17 protein-coding genes and 2 pseudogenes are annotated in these 20,643 nt (G+C 41.4%); 18 read left to right on the top strand and 1 reads right to left on the bottom strand.

Features of this window, described 5'->3' with window-relative positions:
- Positions 1 to 89 precede the first annotated feature (89 nt).
- From EKM81_RS02170 to EKM81_RS11090, 3 genes are all read left to right on the top strand, one after another.
- A complete protein-coding gene (locus tag EKM81_RS02170) occupies positions 90 to 1,277 on the top strand; it encodes a galactokinase (RefSeq protein WP_125647746.1) in 1,188 nt (395 codons plus the stop codon).
- Positions 1,278 to 1,280: 3 nt separating this feature from the next.
- Complete coding sequence (gene galT / locus EKM81_RS02165) at positions 1,281 to 2,786, top strand: UDP-glucose--hexose-1-phosphate uridylyltransferase (RefSeq protein ID WP_125647743.1); 1,506 nt, start codon at positions 1,281 to 1,283, stop codon at positions 2,784 to 2,786.
- 135 nt (positions 2,787 to 2,921) lie between these two features.
- Positions 2,922 to 3,200: a hypothetical protein gene (locus EKM81_RS11090; RefSeq protein WP_164509172.1), complete on the top strand. Its 279-nt coding sequence runs from the start codon at positions 2,922 to 2,924 to the stop codon at positions 3,198 to 3,200.
- Positions 3,201 to 3,232: 32 nt separating this feature from the next.
- Here EKM81_RS11090 and EKM81_RS02160 read toward each other — a convergent pair whose 3' ends face one another.
- Complete coding sequence (locus EKM81_RS02160) at positions 3,233 to 4,570, bottom strand: FAD-dependent oxidoreductase (RefSeq protein ID WP_125647740.1); 1,338 nt, start codon at positions 4,568 to 4,570, stop codon at positions 3,233 to 3,235.
- Positions 4,571 to 5,120: 550 nt separating this feature from the next.
- On the opposite strand from EKM81_RS02160, the gene EKM81_RS02155 reads away from it, so the two are divergent.
- From EKM81_RS02155 to dltB, 15 genes and pseudogenes are all read left to right on the top strand, one after another.
- Positions 5,121 to 5,825: an MgtC/SapB family protein gene (locus EKM81_RS02155; RefSeq protein WP_125647737.1), complete on the top strand. Its 705-nt coding sequence runs from the start codon at positions 5,121 to 5,123 to the stop codon at positions 5,823 to 5,825.
- Between the two features lie 19 nt (positions 5,826 to 5,844).
- A complete protein-coding gene (locus tag EKM81_RS02150) occupies positions 5,845 to 6,387 on the top strand; it encodes a DNA-3-methyladenine glycosylase I (RefSeq protein ID WP_318531221.1) in 543 nt (180 codons plus the stop codon).
- A gap of 15 nt (positions 6,388 to 6,402) precedes the next feature.
- Positions 6,403 to 7,101, top strand: a complete 699-nt coding sequence (locus EKM81_RS02145) for an NAD(P)H-dependent oxidoreductase (RefSeq protein ID WP_125647734.1) — start codon at positions 6,403 to 6,405, stop codon at positions 7,099 to 7,101.
- On the top strand, positions 7,101 to 7,277 hold the full coding sequence (locus EKM81_RS11085; RefSeq protein WP_164509171.1) for a hypothetical protein: 177 nt from the start codon (positions 7,101 to 7,103) through the stop codon (positions 7,275 to 7,277). Before EKM81_RS02145 ends, EKM81_RS11085 begins: the two co-directional genes overlap by 1 nt.
- Positions 7,278 to 7,369: 92 nt before the next feature.
- Positions 7,370 to 7,696 carry a MerR family transcriptional regulator gene (locus EKM81_RS02140; RefSeq protein WP_125647731.1) on the top strand — a complete coding sequence of 109 codons (327 nt, stop codon included), beginning with the start codon at positions 7,370 to 7,372 and terminating at the stop codon, positions 7,694 to 7,696.
- Between the two features lie 63 nt (positions 7,697 to 7,759).
- Positions 7,760 to 8,086: pseudogene (locus EKM81_RS02135) on the top strand (TipAS antibiotic-recognition domain-containing protein); the annotation flags it as partial.
- 1,117 nt (positions 8,087 to 9,203) lie between these two features.
- Entirely contained in the window at positions 9,204 to 10,835 is a 1,632-nt protein-coding gene (locus tag EKM81_RS02130) for a glycoside hydrolase family 2 protein (protein WP_225420147.1), read from the top strand.
- Between the two features lie 320 nt (positions 10,836 to 11,155).
- Positions 11,156 to 11,476 carry a DUF898 family protein gene (locus EKM81_RS02125; RefSeq protein ID WP_125647786.1) on the top strand — a complete coding sequence of 107 codons (321 nt, stop codon included), beginning with the start codon at positions 11,156 to 11,158 and terminating at the stop codon, positions 11,474 to 11,476.
- A 16-nt stretch (positions 11,477 to 11,492) separates the two neighbouring features.
- Entirely contained in the window at positions 11,493 to 12,626 is a 1,134-nt protein-coding gene (locus EKM81_RS02120; protein WP_125647725.1) for a YdcF family protein, read from the top strand.
- 509 nt (positions 12,627 to 13,135) lie between these two features.
- Positions 13,136 to 13,795: pseudogene (locus EKM81_RS02115) on the top strand (ABC transporter ATP-binding protein).
- Between the two features lie 112 nt (positions 13,796 to 13,907).
- Positions 13,908 to 15,869 (top strand): M13 family metallopeptidase, encoded by a 1,962-nt coding sequence (locus EKM81_RS02110; RefSeq protein ID WP_125647782.1) that lies wholly within the window; start codon positions 13,908 to 13,910, stop codon positions 15,867 to 15,869.
- A gap of 981 nt (positions 15,870 to 16,850) precedes the next feature.
- Positions 16,851 to 17,216 carry a YxeA family protein gene (locus EKM81_RS02105; protein WP_164509170.1) on the top strand — a complete coding sequence of 122 codons (366 nt, stop codon included), beginning with the start codon at positions 16,851 to 16,853 and terminating at the stop codon, positions 17,214 to 17,216.
- Positions 17,217 to 17,426: 210 nt separating this feature from the next.
- Positions 17,427 to 17,582: a teichoic acid D-Ala incorporation-associated protein DltX gene (locus EKM81_RS02100; RefSeq protein WP_125647719.1), complete on the top strand. Its 156-nt coding sequence runs from the start codon at positions 17,427 to 17,429 to the stop codon at positions 17,580 to 17,582.
- A 12-nt stretch (positions 17,583 to 17,594) separates the two neighbouring features.
- Positions 17,595 to 19,124 (top strand): D-alanine--poly(phosphoribitol) ligase subunit DltA, encoded by a 1,530-nt coding sequence (gene dltA, locus EKM81_RS02095; RefSeq protein ID WP_125647716.1) that lies wholly within the window; start codon positions 17,595 to 17,597, stop codon positions 19,122 to 19,124.
- Complete coding sequence (dltB, locus tag EKM81_RS02090) at positions 19,117 to 20,334, top strand: D-alanyl-lipoteichoic acid biosynthesis protein DltB (protein WP_125647714.1); 1,218 nt, start codon at positions 19,117 to 19,119, stop codon at positions 20,332 to 20,334. The genes dltA and dltB overlap by 8 nt, the downstream gene beginning before the upstream one ends.
- The last annotated feature ends 309 nt before the right edge of the window (positions 20,335 to 20,643 follow it).

The following is a 20,643-nucleotide window of genomic DNA, read 5'->3' as shown; positions in this document are numbered from 1 at the left end:
TTCGGCCGTCATACATAATCGTTGCCTGGCGCAAAAAAGAAATAGGCGTGTTAGGCGATAAATTTTAAGAAAATGAGGCGTTTTCGAAGATGAATTTAGCAACTCTTACGCAGAATTTTGAAAAAACTTTTAATCAGCCAGCAACGGCATCCTATTTTGCACCTGGCCGGATCAACTTAATTGGTGAACATACTGATTATAATGGTGGTCATGTTTTCCCGGCAGCAATTAGCTTAGGAACTTATGCGGTGGTAGCGCCACGGACTGATCAAACATTACATTTGTTTTCAGCTAATTTTGAAAATGAAGGCATTCGAATTATTAACTTGGCCGATTTGAAATTCAAACAGGCAGATGGTTGGACTAACTTTATCAAGGGTGTTTTTACCATTTTGCAGAAGCAGGGTCAGCAATTTAGCCATGGTTTAGATATTTATTTCTACGGTAATTTACCAGCGGCTTCAGGATTGTCTTCCTCTAGCTCAATTGAATTACTCACAGGTGCTATTTTAAATGATGTTTATCAAATGGGCTGTTCTCAACTAGATTTAATTAAATTAGGCCAACAAGTTGAAAATCAATATATTGGTGTTAACTCTGGAATTATGGATCAGTTTGCCATTGGCATGGGCCGTAAAGATCAGGCCATTTTCCTCGACACCAATACCTTGGACTATCATTATTATCCGCTAGCTCTTGGTGATTATCGGATTGTGATCATGAATACCAATAAGCCACGGAAGTTAAGCGATAGTAAATATAATGAGCGACGAGCAGAGTGCGAACAAGCTTTGGCTAATTTGCAAAAAGTTAGCGACATGCCCAGCTTAGGTGCATTCGATGAAAATACTTTTGATGAATATAGTTACGCAGTTGGTGATGGGACGTTGTTAAAGCGCGCTCGCCATGCGGTTTTTGAAAATCAACGGACGATTTTAGCAGCAGCGGCTTTGGAAAATCATGACTTAGCGAAGTTTGGTCGGCTGATCAATGCTTCCCATGTTTCTTTGGAATATGATTATGAAGTTACCGGGATTGAGTTGGATACGCTAGTGCATACAGCTTGGCAACAGCAGGATGTGCTCGGTGCCCGAATGACTGGTGCTGGGTTTGGTGGTTGCGCGATTGCTTTAGTCAAACAAGCTGCCATTCCCGCTTTTATTAAAAATGTCGGTCAAGTTTATGCTGAAACAATTGGGTATGAAGCTAGTTTCTATGAGGCTAGTATTGCTGATGGCCCTCACAAAATTACAACAACTGATTTGGAGATTGAATAAATCATGGCCGCAAAGATAAATTTAATTTTTTCATTTTTAAATTGGATCATTAAGGATAATCAACAATATCAAGACTTGGATCGAGTTTATTTGCAAAATCGTTTGCTTGCTTTGGTTGGCGGTGCTGATGTTGCCGAGGTTGTTGCTGAAACGGCCGATGAACCGATTGCTTTAGCGAATGCCTTAGTTGATTATGCGATTGGTCAGCAACAAATTACTGACGATCAGAGTTCGCGAGACATTCTGGAGGCGCAATTACTTGATTTCATCACGCCGTTGCCGAGTGAAGTGAACCAACATTTCTGGAAGATTTATCACCAGGACTCAGCCCAAGCAGCGACCGATTATTTTTATCAATTGTCGACGCGTAATGATTACGTTAAAACTTCGCAAATTGCGAAGAACATTAAATATGAAGTGGCCACTGATTATGGTAATTTGGAAATCACCATCAATTTAGCCAAGCCAGAGAAAGATCCCAAAGCAATTGCCGCCGCCGCTAAAATGGCGCCTGCTACTTATCCAGCTTGCCAGTTATGCGTTGAGAATGAAGGTTACTTAGGTCGCGCCAATTATCCTGCCCGCAGTAACCATCGCATTGTTCGCTTTGATTTGAACGGTCAAACTTGGGGTTTTCAATATTCACCTTACGCCTATTTTAATGAGCATTGTATTTTCTTAGATACGGTTCATGAACCAATGCATATCAATCGGCAAACTTTTGCCAACTTGTTTACGATTTTATCCCTGTTTCCACATTACATGGCTGGCAGTAATGCTGACTTGCCAATTGTTGGCGGCTCGATGCTGAGCCATGAACATTATCAAGGTGGCGGTCATAAATTTGCGATGATGAAGGCGCCGATTGACCATGAGTTTGCTTGGGCCAAATATCCTGATGTTAAATTTGGTACGGTTAAATGGCCAATGTCAGTTATTCGTTTAATGGGTACTGACCAAGCCACCTTGATCAATGCCGCTACTGAAGTACTTGATGCTTGGCGAGGCTATTCTGATGCTAGTCAATCAATTCAGGCCTTTGCGGCAGATGGTACGCCTCATCATACGGTGACCCCAATCGCTAGTAAAAATGATGATGGCGATTATCAACTTGATTTGGTTTTACGTGATAATCAAACTTCAGCTGAATATCCAGATGGTATTTTCCATCCTCATCAAGATGTCCAACACATTAAACGTGAAAATATCGGTTTGATCGAAGTCATGGGCTTGGCCATCTTACCAGCACGGTTGTTAACAGAATTGCGCGAAGTTGAGAAATACTTGTTACAACAACCCAACGAAATTGCTGCTTATCATAAAACTTGGGCCGACCAATTGGCGGCTAAGTATCAAGGTCAATTAACTACAGATAACGTTGAAAATATCGTGCAACAAGAAGTTGGCCACGTTTTCGCCCGCGTCCTTGAAGATGCCGGTGTCTTCAAACGGACCGCTAATGGTCAGGCTGCTTTTCGGAAGTTCATAACTGCAATGCAGGCAGATTAAGCCTAGTAGTATTCGGATAAAAGTAAAAACAGTGGATTGGTGCCAAGTCTTCCCCAATTGGAAGAAGGGGTTGCTGGGCGGTCTTGCGGACGCAATCAGCTGGTTAAATCTAAAGTTGGTTTTGGACAGAATAGGATGACAACTCCGTTGCGGGCCGCGTTCCACAACCCGCAGCCCGCAATGGAGTCAAAACTAATTTTGTTTCAACAACTTCACCAGATTTTAGGGGTTTTGAACTTGGGTCTGAAATTGGCATCAATCAATGTTGGCCGCCGCGTTCCACAACCCGCAGCCCGGAATGCGTTCAGCACCAATTCTGTTTCAACAGCTCCACCAAGTTTTAGCTTTTTGAACTTCACTCCCAAAAATGACTATCCAAAAAGCCACCCAAATTCTATCGCAAATTCTATTTAGAATTGTGGGTGACTTTTTAATTATGCACCAGTTTATTTAGCAGCTTCTGCAACTGCAGCGCCAGCTAATGCGTTGACGTAGTTAATTGGTTGATCATAATTTGGTTGGAAGAACATATCGACCATTGATAAATCATCGATGGTCATTTTTGTTTGAATTGCTAAGGAAATAACGTTAGCAGACTGTGCGCAATCGTAGGAGCTATAGAAGGCGCCACCTTTAATTTCACGAGTCTTAGGGTCCCAAGTTAATTCCATCAGAATTGGGGTGGTGGTCAACATGAACTCAGGGCGATAGTCTTGTTCCAAAGTGACATGAGCAACTTCGACGCCACGAGCAGCAGCACCGTCCACTGTTAAGCCAGAGGAGGCAATTGTCATACCATAAAGTTCAACGGCCGATGAAGCTTGAGTGCCTAGATATTTTTCGGTTGGTTGGGCAATATTTTTACCAATTAAAATACCTTGGCGAACGGCATTCGTTGCTAATGGAATGTAGTCATCTTTGCCAGTTGGGTTATATTTAACCACAGATGAGTCACCGGCAGCATAAATGTCAGGATCACTAGTTTGCATGTATTCGTTGGTAATGATCGCACCATTAGCAATCATGTCAACTTTACCCTTCATTAGGCCAGTGTTAGGGCGGAAACCAGCAGCTAAAATGGCAATATCAGCAGTGTAGCTATCTTTACCAGTAGTGACCGTGATTTCCTGGTCGCCGCTAAATTTAACAACTTTTTCACCCATAGCCAATTTTACGCCGTGATCAGTATATTCTTTCTCAACGCGGTCAGTAATTTCTTTATCAAAGTTCTTAGCTAACACGCGTGGTAGTGCATCAATTAAAGTGACCTTTTTGCCGATCAATGATAATTGTTCAGCTAATTCGGCACCAATGTAGCCAGCACCAATAATAATCGCTGAATTGATTTTAGCTGATTCTTCTTTAATTTGGTTAGCATGAGTCCAGTTCTTGCAAAGTTGAACTTTTGGATTGTCAATGCCTTCAATTGGTGGAATCACTGGTGCTGAACCTGTTGTGACGACTAATTTATCATAACTTTCGGTGGATTCTTCCCCAGTTTTTAAATCCTTGACCCGAACAGTCTTAGCATTAGTATCAACATCAAGTACGTCGTGCTCCATCTTCATTGTTGCGCCTAAGCTTGTTAAAGCTTCAGGACTTGAATAGAACATCTTCTTTGGATCTGAGACGTGACCGCCGACCCAAAGTGCAATCCCACAAGATAAGAATGACAAATTATTATTGCGTTCGTAAACAGTCACTTGCCAATCTGGATGTTCAGTTAAAATTTGTTGTGTTGCAAAAGTTCCTGCATGTGTACAGCCAATAACGATAACTTTCATGAAGACCCCTCCGATTTTCTGTTTTCCAATAATTTTAAATTGAATACAACCTAATTGTAGCGAAATATCCTTTAATGTCAACGCTTACAACTTGTCTAGTGCGATTGCACAAGTGCAAAGTTAAGTGTATCTAGACGAAATTATTAGGATTGTGAAAAATCAGGCGACCATATTTTAGTCAGGTGTTTTTACTTAAAATGGGTTACGAAAGATCCGCAAAATTTTCTGAAAAAATGTTAAGATAGGTTTTAGTTAAGTAAATAAAAATTATGTTCTTTCAATATGTGTTTATAAGAATTGGTTTAGGTCGCTCCCTAGTTGAAGTGCGACAGGTGCCCAGCGATTGAATGGGCGTGAAACATGGTGGCGTTGCTCTGAGATTACTGCGTTCAGCAACAAGCTCAAACCGATATCGGCGGCGTTCCACGACAAGCAGCCGGAACCCAGTTACAACCAGTTCTGTTTCAAAACCCTCTGATCCACATGATTGAGTAGAACCTAAATTTATTGATCCTAGTTTTGATAATTTTATTAATTGAGGCGATTTTTGATGACATTAAATGTAACAATTCCAGAAATTATTATTCGCTTATTCTCGGCTGTTTTAATTGCTGGTTTGATTGGCTATGACCGTGAGCAGAAGAATCATCCTGCTGGCATTCGGACGCATATTTTGGTTTGTGTTGGGGCTTGTGTGGTTGCGATGATTCAGCAACAAATTGGTTTTCAGGCAATTGATTTTGCCAAGGCTTTTCCGAAATATTCCGGCGTTGTGCGTGCTGATGAAGCCCGACTGATTGCTCAAGTTGTTAGCGGGGTTGGTTTCTTAGGTGCTGGGACAATTGTTGTCACACGGCATTCAGTTACAGGTTTAACAACAGCAGCGTCTTTATGGGCCACTGCGGGCTTGGGGCTGGCTGTTGGGATGGGTTATTATCCAATTGCGTTCATTAGCGCTGTGGTTGTTTTACTAGTATTGGCATTATTGAAGAAAGTGATTAAGGTCCAGCATTATCAACGAATTGAAGTTAAGTACACGCATAAGGCCGAGACCAAGGCTATTATTAAAAAGTACTTTGCCGAGCATCAAATTCAAGTGCGTCGGTTCAGTTTTAAAGCTTCCGAGGTGAATCACGAAAAAGTTTACACGAATGTTTACTTTATTGAGATTCCCCGGAAAATGGATTATGTTCAGATTGTTGATGATTTATCTGATGGAGAGCATATTCAACAAGTGCGGTTGATTAATTTGTAGGAGCCGCGACGAATTTGGGGTGACGATTTTGGTAAAACAGCACGAGACTGGTATTGAAGAATATGATCGTTTGTTTGGCCAGCCGACGCATGACAATCAAATTTTATTCGAGTTATCAATTGTAGCAGTTTTTCAGGCTGGCCTTAGCTGGCAAGTAGCGGCTAGTAAGTTGCCGGTTTTTCGACAGGTTTTTGCTAATTTTGATTATCAACAAGTGGCCGGTTTTGATGAACCAGAATTTGAAGCCCTATTACAAAATCCAGCCATGATTCGCAATCCTCGTAAAATTCAAGCCATTATTATGAATGCTCGCGCAATTTATCAGTTGCAGCCAGAGTTTAAAGACTTTGCTGATTATCTCTGGCATTTCTCAGAGAATCAAACTTGGACGATGGCAGTACCAATCGGAGCGCCTTTAAATCGGCGGTCAAGTTTTGGGGCGATTGTAGCCAAAGATATGAAAAAACGGGGGTTTAAATTTTTGGGGCCGACAACAGTTCAGTTGCTATTGCTGGCTTGCGGCATTATTCAGCGCCAGGAAACCGACGAAACTGAAGCTTAAGGGAGGTTGATGATCATGCAAACCTTGATTATTGTGGCTCATCCAGAAGTAGATAATTCACCAACGCAGCAGTTTTTACAAGCCAGTTTACCAGTTACTAATAATGATGCAGTGACCTGGCATGATTTAAATGCCATTTTTACTGAGACTGGTTGGCAGCGAGAAACTGAGTTGGCTTTGTTAAAAAAAGCCGAGCGGATTATTTGGCAGTTTCCGCTGTATTGGTATAGTGCACCAGCAATTCTCAAACAGTGGCAAGATGCCATCTTTACTGGTGAAGTTAGCCAGTATGAATTTTTGGCAGGTAAAGAGTTGGGCCTAGTGGTCAGTGTTGGTGAACGGCTAACTAGTTATCAGGCTGGTGCACGAGAACAGTTCACTTTAAGCGAAATTTTGCGACCTTATCAAGCCTTTGCCCAAAAGCTGGACTGGCGTTACTTACCACCATTAGTCATTGAACAGTTTGGCTATTTGACTGAGCCAGCCAAGCAACAGTTATTAATTGACTATCAGCAATTTTTAACGCTAGCACAACCGGCTACTTTTGCCCAAAAAGGTCAATGGTTGCTGGCGCAATTACAACAGGTGACCACCAATGCCAAGCTAACTCAGGAAACGCTGACCTTGGTGCAAGAACAATTAATGACGCAATTAGCAGATTATCAAGAATTACAAAGTCAACTGCAAGAGATTCGGCGAGGTGAACATGACTAATGGCAACTGATGATTGGTTAACCACAACGCTAACAAAGCTGGCCCAGCAAAGTACTACTTACCAAGACCGAGCATTATTAATTCAAACGGCAAAATATGCGGCAGCGTTGGCGCAACGAATTGAACAAAATGAAGGCGAATTAGACGGCCGAATTTGGAATCATGAACAATGGTGATTTTTTTGAATTTTTTAGCTTGACCCTGACGTTAGGTCAGCCTTTATGCTAGTAATTGTTAGGAAATAATCACTTTATCAGGAGGCCAACAGATGGTGTATCAAACCAGTGAATTGGCGAAACTGGCAGGTGTTAGTCAACGGACGATTCGCTATTACGAGCAGCAAGGCTTGTTACAGGCGCATCGTGATCTGCAGAATAACTATCGCTGGTTTGACCAAAAACAAGTTGATCGGCTGCAACAAATTCTTTTTTATCGTGAATTAGCTTTTCCGTTAGCCACTATTAAGCAAATCATGTTGGCGCCTGATTTTGATATTGATGATTCCTTACAGCAACAAGCCCACTTAGATCAGTTGCTGGTTTTGTTGCAACAGACACAACAAGCACGAAAGGGGAAAATAACCATGTCAGATTAAGCAAAATTCGCGGCTTTTAAGCAACAGCAAGTCGCCGAAAATGACCAACTTTATGGTTCAGAATTAGCAGAAAAGTATAGCGCCAGCCAACTAGAGGCTGCTAAAAAACATTGGCTAGGATTAAGTCAGGCCGAGGTAGCCAAGTTGCAAGACTTGGAGGCTGACTTAACGCAGCAATTACAAAGTGTTTTGGCTTCAGGTGATCTTGAATCAACTGCTGCTCAGCAAGCTTTCACGGATCACCAACAATGGCTGCAGTTAGCCTGGGGACGAAGTATGACTTATTCAGCAGCGGCTCACCGGGGCCTGGCTGCGATGTATCAAGCAGATCCACGTTTTCAGAAGCACTATGATCAACTGGCAGGTGCTGGTGCAACGACTGTTTTGTGACAATTGATTGAAAAATATGCGCGCTAGTTTTGAGTGGGCGATTAAAGCCCATTACAAAACTAAGTCCAAAAAAGTTAAAACCTAGTGAAGCTTTTGAAACAGAATTAGTTTTGACTGCATTGCGGGCTGCTTGTCGTGGAACGCGGCCGGCATTGATTGAAGCCAATTACAGATTCGAGTTCAAAAGCGTTAAAAATCTAGTGAAGTTTTTAAAACAGAATTGGTTCTGACTGCATTGCGGGCTGCGGGTTGTGGAACGCGGCGGCCATCGATTTGAGCTTTTCTGCGAAAATCTCAAATTCGAGGTTTATTGTAAGTGCTAAAGCACTAACAATAATTTCGCGGCTGACAACCCGGTCCCTCCATTCCGTCTGGAGTTGAGTTAGTGATCTTCACTGTTGTTAGTGGTTACGGCAGTTATAGTAGGATTGATCAAGTTGATTCATTCGGCAATAATAGTTGAATAGTAAAACAAAAATAGCCTGTGTGATGTCTTTCGATTTTATCTTGAAAGATTGTCACACAGGCTTTGTTGTTTGCTGCAAGCTAGTTTGCTTATAGTGGTGCTCAATTCCGTTAGTTCTATCTAGTGGTTGCTGGGCGATCGACAACTAGTCCTGTCAGCACTGCCTTAAGATCGATTAAATCTAAAGTGGACCAAACTAGCTCAAAACGCAGTGGAAGCCGCCGGGTTGTCAGCCAATGGTTTTAATTTGCGCCCGAGCTTGCGAGTAGCAGCCAAATTATCCTTGGCGCTTTAGCGCTTAGGATAAGGGTTGTATTTGAGATTGTTGCAAAGCAATAAGTTCAAATCAATCCCGGCACCGTTCCACAACCCGCCGGCCGCAACGGAGTTGTCATCTATTCCGCCTAAAACTAATTTTAGATTTAACTCACTGATGGCGTTCCAAAAATCGCCCAGCAACCACCTTCTCAAATTGGGGAAGACTTGGCACCTTGGCGTTCTATCTAAAACCAGTTGTTAATTAACTGATTTGTCTAGTGGCTAGTGACAGCGCTTGCGGGAAGCTTTATAGTTAAAGTGATAACGCTTGTAAGCGAATTCTTAGCTTCGAATATCTGAAAGGCATTAACCATAAAGAGAGGTAGTAAAATCGTGATTCGATTATTTCAACAACATCAAATTCGTAGAACACAGGATTTGTCAGGTATTTGGGATTTTAAAGTGAAAGATAAACCTGAAAAATATCAGATCACTGTTCCTGGCTGTTGGAAACAAGTTCCTGCGTTAAGCACTTATCGCGGGCAAGGAATCTATTCGCGAACGGTCGTAATCAGTGAATTGACTAATTTACGTTTAGTTTTTAAAGGGGTTAGTCACACTGCAGAGGTTTATTTTGATAATCAATTCATTGGGCGTCATTATGGTGCTTATACCCCGTTTGACTTGATTGTGCCGCAAGTGAAAGCCGGCCAACATCAGCTGAAAATTGTGGTTGATAATCGCTTTAGTGAGCAGTCGGCGCTGCATGTACCTAACGATTACTACACATATGGTGGCTTGACGCGTGGTGTGGTGCTTGAGTACTTATCTGATACTTATTTGCAGGCATTAACGTTTACATCTCATTTACAGGCCGACCAGCAATGGCAAGCCGAATTAACGGCGACCATCGTTAATTTAGCGGCGCAGACTAAATCGCTGACATTGGCTTGGACATTAGCTGATCAGCGATATCAGCAGACAGTGACGTTAGCGGCTAATAGTCAGCAGAAGTTTACTTGGTCGGCCGATTTTCCTGAAGTAACGGCTTGGTCGCCGCAGACACCACAACTGTATTTCCTGCAGGCAGAACTGATTCAGTCGGCGCAAAAGCTTGATGATTTAATTGAACGCGTCGGCTTTCGTGAAGTTACAATGAAACAAACCCAGCTTTTATTAAATGGACGGCCTATTTTTTTAAAGGGATTTAATCGTCATGAAGATTATCCAGGTGTTGGTTGCTCACTACCACTTGCCTTAATGAACCGTGATCTCGATTTGCTTGAGGATTTAGGGGCTAACGCCGTACGAACCTGCCATTATCCCAATGATGAGTTGTTCTTGGATTTATGCGATCAACGAGGATTTTTAGTTTGGGAGGAGAACCATGCCCGTGGCTTAAGTTTGGCACAAATGGAAAATCCGAATTTTAATCGTCAATCAGCGGCCTGCATTCAAGAGTTTATTCCAGCTCATTATAATCATCCTAGTATTATTATTTGGGGGCTCTTGAATGAGTGTGCTAGTCAAACTGCGATTGGTCGAAAAAAGTATCAAAAGCAATTTAAACAGATTCGGCAGTTAGATCAATCGCGGCCAGTGACTGCAGCAACGCGACAACACTTTACAGATTTATGTTTGGATTTAGATGATATTGTTTCGGTAAATATGTATTCTGGCTGGTATGATGACCATCCGGTTGCAGCACAATTAGATCAAGAATATGCTTGGATTCAGCACGCTGGTGGTGACAACAAACCTTTAATTATTAGTGAATTTGGGGCGGGTGGTATTTATGGTGACCATGACTATTTTGCTAAAAGTAAATGGAGCGAGGAGCGTCAGGTCGAAATTATTGCTGCTAATCTCGAAACTTATTTACATGATGAGCGCATTACCGGGGTTTTCTTGTGGCAGTTTGCGGATTGTCGAGTAACGGAGCAGGAATGGTTTGCGACCCGACCGCGGACTTACAATAATAAAGGCGTCGTTGACGAATATCGGCGGCCTAAGTTAGCCGTATAGTACGGTTAAAAAGTACTATCATGAAAAATAGTCAATTATCTGAGAATTTAAAAAAATTGCTATAACGGTAGGGGCTAACTGCATGCGGGCATAAAGTTAGTGGCTAATGAAAAGATGGTTTTGCGCGGGTAGCTGGTGAGAAAGAATCTAAAATAAATGGCGAGCAGCTGCACAGCTCGGGAAAAAGCCAGTTATTTACTTTATGTACCGGTAATCAAATAGATATTTTCGAGAGTTATCAGTCTTCCGATGGTGGTATTGGCAGTGGGCTATGATAAAATTAGCATGTACAGACAAGTTTTTGGAGGAATGGCATTTTGGTGGAAACATATCATGGGCGAACGTCTTTTTTTGATGGTGGTTTAGTACAATTGATTGGTTGGACTATCTTGGGTAGTTTAGTCACGATTGCCACTTTAGGGATTTGTTATCCCTGGGCTTTGACGATGATTTATGGTTGGAAAATTAATCATACAGTGATTGAAGGTCATCGGTTGCAATTTACTGGTAGTGCGATTGGATTATTTGGTCAGTGGCTCAAATGGTTGTTACTGTCGATCCTAACCTTGGGAATCTATAGTTTTTGGGTGCGAATAAAACTAATGGATTGGAAGGCTAGTCAGACAAGTTTTCGTAATTAATGGGGGAGTCACTTAAATGAACAGTTCAGAGTTAGTCTCACGGTCATCACAAATCGTTTTGCAGCAAGTGGCGATTTATGGGGGCCTGGCAACTATTTTATTATTCGCACTATTTCTATATTTTTGGTTAAAAGAGCCACGGCGTTTAATTAATGGTATTTTATTTACTGTCTTTTTCGTAGCCTTTTTGGCTGAATTAGCAGTCATGATTTTTAGTACGGCAAATATTCCCTTTATTGTAATCATGGGAACAATTTTTGTATTATTAATGCTGGCTTTAGCGGCGGTCTCACTGTTTGCTTGGGCCCTACTATTGTGGAATGCCTGGATTGTTTGGCGACGTGAAAGTCATACCTTAGCCAACATGCTGACGTTATTATTAGGTCTGTTTTTGATTGGACTTTGGGTAGTTAACTTGTTTATGGCCAGCCACAGTAAATTTTTGCCGGATTGGGTCAACGCGTTACTATCAGGGTTGCCAATGATTGGGGCTTATCTGGGTCTCTGCTCTTTCAACTTCTTAGTCAACTTAATTTTGTATCAATTTGTGCCCAAAAGATATCGGGCAAATTACTTAATTGTTTTAGGTGCTGGCTTGATTGATGGTAACCAAGTTTCCCGACTATTAGGTGCACGGATCGATCGGGCAATTCGTTTTGCTAATAAGCAAATAGCTAAGGGTCGACCAGCACCGAAAATTATTTTTTCTGGTGGTCAGGGGCCAGATGAGAAATTATCTGAAGCTCAAGCAATGGCAGACTATGCAATTGCTCATGGCTGGGATCCCGAACTTGTTGTTCTAGAAGATAAATCACGGAATACTCTAGAAAATATGAAGTTCTCCAAAGCCATTATTGATGCAGATCATAGTGTTAGCAAACCTAATGTGAGATTCTTTAGTAATAATTATCATACTTTTCGAGCTGGTATTTACGCTCGTATGGCTGGTTTACCGGCGAACGGCGTTGGTGCTGCTACGCGGATGTACTTCTTGCCGAATGCGATTATTCGTGAATTCGTGGCAGTTTTTCTAATGAATAAAAAGCGACATATGATTTGGATTCTTATTATCTTCCTACTGTTCTCTGTTTTGTTGGCGGGCTTTAGTGTTTATAGCAATGGCTGGTCAGCTAGCGCCTTACCATTTTAAAACCTAATTTTTAAAAATATTTTGTAAGCCAGTCACGATGATGTTGAGTCATGGTGGCTGGCTTTTTGTGTCCCTTCATAATTAATTCTCATTTTTATCCGCAAATTTCCACATTGCCGCCATAATTCAATCCTTTTTGAAGGATAAGCTAGAAATGTTGTTGGTAAGTCTATGAAGGCAGTTGCTTCCTAGCTAGCTGACAATATTAGTTATTTTTTTGAAATTATTTGTTCGGTTGCTTTTCTAAACGTGTTCGGTGTGGTAAATGGCTAGGTACAATTTAAATATTCACACGATCGGTTGCACCGCTCATGCAAATATTTGAAATTGTACTACGCCAAAAGCCCACCAGCCCTCACAACTTGGTATAAACGTGTTCGGGGCAACAAATGGCTATGCCTAACTTGATTATTTACTCGATCTGGTTGCACCAGCTCAAGCAAATAATCGAAGTTAGGCTACGCCAAAAGTGCGTTGCCCCTCACACTCTACTTAATCGGAGGTTTTATATGTTAACTGTTAATGAATTGGGATATTGGTATGATCAGCAGGTCAATAGTCTTTTTGAAAATGTGAATTTAAGTTTTGCTGCTGGTGAGTCTTATGCGATTGTTGGTCAGAGTGGGACTGGCAAGACGACGTTTTTGTTGTTGATTGCTGGACTGGATAAGCCCAAAGCAGGAACAATTGAATTGGCTGGTCAATCAATTGCTAAGATCGGTTTGACAGCTTATCGGTAGCGGCATGTCGCGATTGTTTTTCAGTCGTATAATCTGTTAACGTACATGTCGCCCTTGGAAAATTTATTGACGGCAATGTCAATTACTCGGTCAACTCACCAAGGTGATCGAAAATATGCCCAGGGAGTGTTGCGTCAGCTCGGAATTACTGATGAGCAAATGACGAAAAATGTTCAAAAGCTTTCTGGTGGGCAGCAGCAACGAGTCGCCATTGCTCGCACAATGTGTTGCGATGCTGAAGTGGTGGTGGCTGATGAACCTACGGGAAATCTTGATGAGAAAAATACCAGCGAGGTTGTTCGTTTGTTTCAAAAAATTGCCCATGAACAAGGTAAATGTGTGATTATTGTGACGCATGAATCTGAGGTTGCAGCCGCCTGTGATCACGATTATCGGCTGGCTCATCACAGATTTACTGTGGAACGTTAAAAAATAAATCATCATTATTATTTTCTTCTCATATTTGTTTAATTTAAAGGTAAGTGCTAAAATTATGCTAATGACAAGTTTTAGTTTGAATGAAGGGAAGTCAGCGTAAATGATGACAGCAACAAAATTGCGTGCCGTTCGTGGCGGTGCCGGTGATACGACCGCTGCTGAAAGTGCACGAGTTCAAGATAATTTATATTTATCTGTAAATGGTGAATGGGCGAAAACAGCCGAAATTCCGGCTGATCGTCCGCGGACAGGTGGTTTTTCTGACCTTGATGAAGGCGTTGAAAAACAAATGCTTGCTGATTTTGCTGGCTTTCGGGCGCATCCAGAAACGATTAAGAACCCACTTTTAAGTGAGGCTGTTAAATTAAATGAATTGGCTTTGGATTTTCAAAAGCGGGATGCTGATGGTGTTAAGCCGGCAGCAACTATATTGGCGCAAGTCAAGTCAATTAAGAGCTGGGCTGATTTTAATCAGCAACTTAGCCAGCTGATTTTAAATGGGATTGTCAAGCCGTTCACGTTAGATGTTCAACCTGACATGAAAAATACCGCAGTTAATTTACTTTATATTGATGTGCCAGGTTTGATTTTACCTGATAAAACTTACTATGCCGCTGACAATGAGAACGGCAAACAATTACTCGCTGTCTGGACACAAATGGCTGAGGCTGTTCTACAGAAATTTGCTTATTCAGCAGCCGAAGCAACCAAACTAGTTGACCAAGCGAAACAGTTTGATGCGTTGATCGTGCCATTAGTTAAAAATTCTGAGGAATTGGCCGACTATACGAAGCAATATAATCCTTATACCTTTGCAGACTTTTTGAAATTAGCGCCAGAAGTTGATTTTGCAACTGCAATTCCAGCTGTTTTAGGTGAAACTCCTGAAAAAGTTGTGGTAACGCAGCCGCATTACTTCGAAAACTTAAGCCAATTAGTCACAGCTGCTAATTTCCCATTCTATCAAAGCTGGTTGCTGGTTAATGAACTCTTAGGCACAACTGGGTTCTTAACGGAAGAGCTACGGCAATTAGGTGGGACATACGGTCGCGCTATTGGCGGTCAAAAAGAAGCGCCAACACAAGAAAAGCATGCTTACCGGTTAGCCAACGGTTATTTTGATGATGTAGTGGGCCAATATTATGGTGAGCACTACTTTGGTGATGCTGCTCGTCAGGATGTTGCTAAAATGGTTAAAACGATGATCAATGTGTATAAGAATCGTTTGGCTAAAAATAATTGGTTATCACAAGCAACCAAAGACAAAGCAATTCTTAAGTTAAACATGATTGAAATTAAAGTCGGTTATCCTGACAAACTGCAACCTGTTTACCAACAATTAAAGGTGACGCCAGCTACTGAAGGTGGCGATTTACTCAATAATTTATTGGCGTTAGACAAAGTATTGCGGTTAAACAACTTTGCTAAAGTTAAAAAACCAGTTGACCGTAGTCGTTGGGCCATGCCTGGAAATTTAGTCAATGCTTGTTATGATCCAAGTTTCAATGATATTACTTTCCCAGCCGCTATTTTACAAGCACCTTTCTATAGCTTGGAACAATCAAGTTCTCAAAACTATGGTGGGATTGGCGCAGTGATTGCGCACGAAATTTCTCATGCTTTTGACAACAATGGTGCCAAGTTCGATGAAAAAGGTAACATGACCAATTGGTGGACTAAGGAAGACTATTCTGCTTTTGAAAAGCGGACTCAAGCCATGATCAAAGAATTTGATGGTATTCCTTACGCTGGCGCTAAAGTAAACGGTAAGTTAGTTATCAGTGAAAACGTGGCCGATGGTGGTGGCTTAAGCTGTGCATTGTCTGCAGCTAAAGAAGAAGCTGACCTTGATTTACAAGCCTTCTTTATTAACTGGGCCATGGTTTGGCGCTTGAAGGCAACCAAGGCGTTCAATCAATTACTCTTGTCAATTGATGTCCACGCCCCCGGTCCACTACGCGCTAACGTCCAAGCACAAAACATGGATGAATTCTATGAAGCCTTCAATGTAACCGGCAAAGATGGCATGTGGCTGGCACCAGCAGACCGGGTTAACATCTGGTAAAAGTAGTTCCTTAACTCAAAACCTTAATGCGTTCGTGAAAACAAAACTGGTTTTGACGCCATTGCGGGCTTGCTGGTTGTGGAACGCGGCCGGCATTGATTTGAGCTTCTTGCTGACGCAACAATCTCAAATACAAGCCTTCTACTAAGCGATAAATCGCTAAGTAGAATTTGGCTGCTTCTCGCAAGCTCCTACGCAAATACAAAACAATTGGCTGACAACCACGCCCTCCATTCCGTCTGGACCTAATGCAGCTCACTTCATTGTTGTTAGGAGTTAAGTCAGTGATTGTGGGACTAATCAACATTACTATGATTGGTGACACAACTTAAATGGTTGAAATAAATAGTCTGTTTGACATTCTCTTTAGAATTGTCGAACAGGCTATTATTAATTCAGTTTCCAAACAGTTAAAATCTGTTTAGCACATCGGAACGCCCATATTTTTAACTGAATTAATAAAATTAATCAGCTCAAATTCGAAATTGTAAACCATTCCAATCAATTAGCCTGCGTGGCAATCTCCCACACTGTTTAAATCGGAGATTATCACGCAGACTTTTTGTTTTGCAATGCAATTTCTAGTGCTGACAAAATTAGTTGATGAATTTCCGCTTTCACTGACTTAAGCTCTGGCAAGCATAAAATGTACCAATTCAACTCCAGACGTAATGGAGGGCGTGGTTGCCAGCCGCCAAATTTGTCTTGTCGCTTTAGCGATTAGACAAAGGCTCGTATTGATGACAATTTGGTTTGTAATTGGCATCAATCGATGCCGGCAGCGTTCCGCAACCGTAAGCCCGGAATGGAGTCAGACTCAATTCAGTTTGTAATCCTTCATTTAAAATCCGGTTTTGTTTCAAACCAGGCCACCAATTTTCAGAAACTTACATTTTTGTAAGATAGATGTTCGTTGGATAAATGGTCACTAAATTAAGACAGACCTATAATGAAATCGTTAAATTAAGAAGGGAGCTTACGATGAAGCGACTAATATCAGGAATCATTTTGGCGTTAGCAGTAGTCCTTGCTGGCTGGTTTTTTACACGGCAGTTTTCAGAAAGTGATCGGGTGTTTTACACTCAGATTACAACCTCGGGACAACAGCAACGAATTCAAGCGGCAAGGAATTCGACTAGCACACCTTATATTTATCATCAGGTTGGTTACGATGCGGCTGGCAAGCAGAAGTTCTTAAAGCTGTCTAGTCATAAGGACAAGCCACTTCAGCGTAACTCTTATTTAAAAATTCACTGGCAGCGTGGGAAAATTATCTCCTGGCAGTCAGTCGATCGTTGGCAAGTACCGGCTAAGGCATTAACACAATTACAATTGGCCCAGGAATGATGTGGGCGTCGTTTACTTAAAAAATGCTTGGTTCCACGGGGGGCAAAATGCTTGACATCAAATTGTAATTTTGTAATATAAAGTCAACAAAAGCTTGAGAAATGATACACATGTATAGACAAGTGGATGACTTCTAAAGCAGCATGATAAAATCAATTTGCCATCTGGGGGGATGGTTGGATTGAGCAATTACTTGAAGGGGGTAATTCAATGACAGACGGTAAACAAGAAAAACGCGAAAAGAAGAGTCAAATTGGCCGCTTCATTTTAAAAACGCTATTCTATTTTGCAATTATCTTTATTCTGATTTATTTATATGAATATAGTGGCGTAAACGGTGGTCACTTTATTTATAACGAGTTTTAGGGGGGTGTTGGCATGATAAAAAATATTATTACTGCATTTGATCACATTAGTCAGAAATATCCGAATAATTTTGCTTATGATTATTTAGGTGAACAAGCAACTTATAGTGAGTTACGGAAAAAAGCTGATACTTTGGCTGCTCATTTGTTGAAAATGGATTTACCAGATAAAGCGCCAGTCATGGTTTATGGTGGTCAAACTTTAGACATGGTCGTTGCCTTCTTAGCATTGGTTAAGTCGGGCCATGCCTACATTCCAGTTGATGATCACTCATCCGAGGATCGTTTATTAATGATTCAAGATGTTGCCCAGCCACCATTGGTTATTGCTGTTGATGATTTGCCAGTGGCACTAGAAAATATCGATGTTCTGGACAAAAATCAATTACAGACAATTTATCAAATTAAACAGCCAGTTGCGACGACGAACTACGTAGGCCCTGATGATAATTTCTATATTATTTTCACTTCGGGGACGACGGGTAAACCTAAAGGTGTGCAAATCAGCCATCGTAATCTATTAAGCTTTGTTAACTGGCAATTGGCAGATTTCTATTTCCCTAAAGGTGCTAATGTTTTGGCTCAGGCGCCATATTCTTTCGACTTATCAGTGATGGGCTTGTATCCAACACTTGTTACTGGTGGCACGCTGAAAGTCTTGCCTAAAGATGTCACAGAGAACTTCAAGGCCTTGTTTACGACCCTACCAAAGATGGATTTGAATATTTGGATTTCAACGCCTTCTTTAGTTGAAATTTGTTTATTATCACCTGATTTTAACTGTGAGAATTATCCTAATCTGGTGACATTCTTATTCTGTGGTGAAGAATTAAGTCATAAGACCGCCGCTAATTTGAAGAAGCGGTTTGCTAAGGCACATATCTACAATACCTATGGTCCTACAGAAACGACTGTTGCAGTGACAGGCGTGGAAATCACACCGGAGATTTTAGCACGCTACGATCGTTTACCGATTGGTTATGTTAAATCTGATACTGATATTTGGATCGACACAACTGATGTTGACGGCGCTACAGCCGATCAAAAACAAGGCGAGATCATTATCAGTGGTCCTAGTGTTTCAAAAGGCTATCTCAATTTGCCAGAAAAAACTCATGAAGTCTTCCAGCAAAGCGGGGCGTGGCCAAGCTATGCCAGTGGCGACTTAGGTTACTTCAATGATGCTGGCTTGCTGTTCTATCGTGGTCGCAAAGATTTTCAAATTAAATTCAATGGTTATCGGATTGAATTAGAAGAATTGAATTTCTTCTTGAAGCAACAAGAGCTAGTTGATCAAGGCGCGATTGTTCCACGCTATAACGCTGGCCATAAAGTAACACAATTGATTGCATTAGTTGTGCCACGGCAAAAATCCAGTGTTGATGAGACTGCCTTGACTGAACAAATCAAGGGTGATTTGGCCTTACACATTATGCCTTACATGATGCCACAACGGTTTGTTTTCCGAACTGAGTTGCCATTATCAGCTAATGGCAAAGTTGATATTAAGTCACTTATTCAGGAGGTTAACGCTGGTGATTAACTTACAACCTTATAGTAGTCCTAGCTATTTTATCTTCCTGTTACTAGGATTATTGCCGATTATTATTGGGTTGTACAATGGTAAACGCCTGAAAATATATGAAACAATCTTCAGTTTAGTCTTCTTGGTGCTCACTTTTGGTGGGGATCATTGGGAGCAAGGGGTGACGTTGATTGGGTACATCATTTATCAGCTTGTGCTAACAATGGTGTATGCCAATTATCGTCATAAGACTGGCAAAGCTAATAAAACCAGTGCTTTCGTTATTGCAGTTGTTCTAGCGATTATCCCTTTGGCAATTGTCAAAGCCACGCCGGCATTCAGTCATGGCCTAAAAATTGGGTTTCTGGGAATCAGTTATCTAACTTTTAAAACTGTTCAGGTCATCATGGAAATGCGCGACGGCACCATTAAGAATTTAGACTGGAAGATGTATCTGCATTTTCTGTTGTTCTTCCCAACAATCTCATCAGGTCCGATCGATCGTTATCGTCGTTTTAAAGATGATTATGAGAATTTGCCGGACCGCGATGCTTATATCAATGATTTAAGCAAGGCAGTTCACTACTTGTTCCAAGGCTTTTTATATAAATATATTCTAGGTTACATTTTCGGCACGCTATTGTTGCCACAAGTTGCTCATTTAGCAATGCAACAACGCTCCGCTTTTAGTGGGCTCGGACTTTCCTGGCCGCTACTAGGTTATATGTATGTTTACAGTATGTATTTGTTCTTCGATTTTGCTGGTTATAGTGTGTTTGCCATTGGGATCAGTTATTTCATGGGCATTCGCACACCGCAGAACTTTAATCGGCCATTCCAAGCCCACAATATTAAAGATTTCTGGAATCGTTGGCATATGACGTTATCCTTCTGGTTCCGTGATTTCATCTTCATGCGCTTTACCTTCTGGATCATGAAGAAACGTTGGATCAAAAACCGGGTGCGGATTTCGCAACTAGCTTATCTGGTTAACTTCTTGGTGATGGGTTTCTGGCACGGGCTAACTTGGTATTATATTGTTTACGGGCTATTCCATGCCGCTGCGATTATCATTAATGATATTTGGCTTCGTTTCAAGAAGAAACATCAGGATAAAATTCCTAGCAATAAATTTACCGAATATCTCAGCATCTTCATTACCTTTAATGTGATTTGCTTTAGTTTCTTGATTTTCTCAGGCTTTTTAAATAAGCTTTGGTTCCGGTAAATGTGTTCGGGGTTGCAGTCGGCTATGGCTAACTTAAATATTTCAATGATCGGTTAGCACCGCTCATCAAAATATTTGAAGTTATCCTACGCCGACTCCCGCAACTCCTCACAACTTGATTAAAACGTGTTCGGGCTGGTAAATGGCTAGGTACAATTTAAATATTCACACGATCTGGTTGCACCAGCTCATGCAAATATTTAAAATTGTACTACGCCAAAAAACCGGCACTCCTCACAACTTGGTATAAACGTGTTCGAGGCGACAAATGGCTATGGCTAATTTGATAATTTGCTCGGTCGGTTAACA

The sequence above is a fragment of the Lapidilactobacillus gannanensis genome (genome assembly GCF_003946675.1).
GTDB lineage: Bacteria > Bacillota > Bacilli > Lactobacillales > Lactobacillaceae > Lapidilactobacillus > Lapidilactobacillus gannanensis.
This window is presented reverse-complemented; position numbering and strand designations above follow the sequence as displayed.

What these genes read in the sequence shown, in the direction of transcription:
- EKM81_RS02120 (WP_125647725.1), top strand. Translation starts at nt 11,493, where the DNA reads ATGAACAGTTCAGAGTTAGTCTCACGGTCATCACAAATCGTTTTGCAG.
- EKM81_RS02110 (WP_125647782.1), top strand. Translation starts at nt 13,908, where the DNA reads ATGACAGCAACAAAATTGCGTGCCGTTCGTGGCGGTGCCGGTGATACG.
- EKM81_RS11090 (WP_164509172.1), top strand. Translation starts at nt 2,922, where the DNA reads ATGACAACTCCGTTGCGGGCCGCGTTCCACAACCCGCAGCCCGCAATG.
- EKM81_RS02140 (WP_125647731.1), top strand. Translation starts at nt 7,370, where the DNA reads ATGGTGTATCAAACCAGTGAATTGGCGAAACTGGCAGGTGTTAGTCAA.
- EKM81_RS11085 (WP_164509171.1), top strand. Translation starts at nt 7,101, where the DNA reads ATGGCAACTGATGATTGGTTAACCACAACGCTAACAAAGCTGGCCCAG.
- EKM81_RS02155 (WP_125647737.1), top strand. Translation starts at nt 5,121, where the DNA reads ATGACATTAAATGTAACAATTCCAGAAATTATTATTCGCTTATTCTCG.
- dltA (WP_125647716.1), top strand. Translation starts at nt 17,595, where the DNA reads ATGATAAAAAATATTATTACTGCATTTGATCACATTAGTCAGAAATAT.
- EKM81_RS02105 (WP_164509170.1), top strand. Translation starts at nt 16,851, where the DNA reads ATGAAGCGACTAATATCAGGAATCATTTTGGCGTTAGCAGTAGTCCTT.
- EKM81_RS02145 (WP_125647734.1), top strand. Translation starts at nt 6,403, where the DNA reads ATGCAAACCTTGATTATTGTGGCTCATCCAGAAGTAGATAATTCACCA.
- EKM81_RS02160 (WP_125647740.1), bottom strand. Translation starts at nt 4,570, where the DNA reads ATGAAAGTTATCGTTATTGGCTGTACACATGCAGGAACTTTTGCAACA.
- EKM81_RS02170 (WP_125647746.1), top strand. Translation starts at nt 90, where the DNA reads ATGAATTTAGCAACTCTTACGCAGAATTTTGAAAAAACTTTTAATCAG.
- galT (WP_125647743.1), top strand. Translation starts at nt 1,281, where the DNA reads ATGGCCGCAAAGATAAATTTAATTTTTTCATTTTTAAATTGGATCATT.
- EKM81_RS02100 (WP_125647719.1), top strand. Translation starts at nt 17,427, where the DNA reads ATGACAGACGGTAAACAAGAAAAACGCGAAAAGAAGAGTCAAATTGGC.